Origin of the sequence: Microtetraspora sp. AC03309 (assembly GCF_020826795.1) — a bacterium.
GTDB classification, from domain to species: domain Bacteria; phylum Actinomycetota; class Actinomycetes; order Streptosporangiales; family Streptosporangiaceae; genus Microtetraspora; species Microtetraspora glauca.
On the sequence record NZ_JADDIL010000253.1, the window covers coordinates 1 to 900 of the forward strand.

Below are 900 nucleotides of genomic sequence, written 5' to 3' on the forward strand. Positions count from 1 at the left end.
GTCATAGGACCATTGCACAGCGTGGCGCAGCGTCTGGTGGCGCTCCAACCCGCGGCGTGCTCCGATGAGCAATCGGAAGCGATCATCGAGGCGGTCCCGCACCTCGGCAGCCGTCATCGACCCGGTGCGGGACGCTGCAAGCTCGATCGCCAACGGAATCCCGTCGAGCTTGCGGCAGATCTCGACTACTGCGGCGGCCTCCGCCGGTGCGGTGAACGTGGCGTACGGCGATACCGCCTGCGCCCGATCGATGAACAATGCGGCGGCGGCCGAATTGCTGCCCGCCCGCATATCCAACGACGGTACCGGCCAGAGCTGTTCGTCGTTGAGTCGTAGCCCTTCCCGGCTGGTGGCCAGGATTCCGACGGTGTCGGAATGGGCGAAGATCCGTTCGACCAGATCCGCTGTGGCATCCAGGACGTGTTCGCAATTGTCGAGCACCAGCAGCCGGGATCGGCCTTCCAACGCCACAGCGACACTGTCGGAGACGCTCAATCCTGCCTGTTGGGTGATGCCGAGCACGGCTGCGACCTCGTCAGGGACGGCCGCCGGGTCGCCGACTGCGGCAAGTTCGATGACGAACACCCCATCCGGGTACCTGTCTGCGGATCGTGAAGCCAATTCCAGTGCGAGTCGGGTCTTGCCGACACCGCCGACACCGGTCAACGTCACCACGCGGTGTGCTTTCAGCGTCGTGTCCAACTCGTCGAGTTCGGCCTCACGTCCTATGAGACGCGTGGTGGGGATCCGCAGATTGCCCGGTTGGGCATCGATCGCATTCAACGGTGGGAACTCGGCGCGTAGGCCATCTGCCTGAACCTGGAACAGCTCAACAGGTTTGGTGATGTCGCGGAGTGTGCGGGGGCCAACCGAGATGAGGTTTACGTCGCTCAACATTCC

General features: G+C 64.0%; 1 pseudogene. It reads right to left on the reverse strand.

The annotated features are described in order from the left end of the window. Positions 1-900, reverse strand: a pseudogene (locus IMZ11_RS42645) (hypothetical protein); the annotation flags it as partial.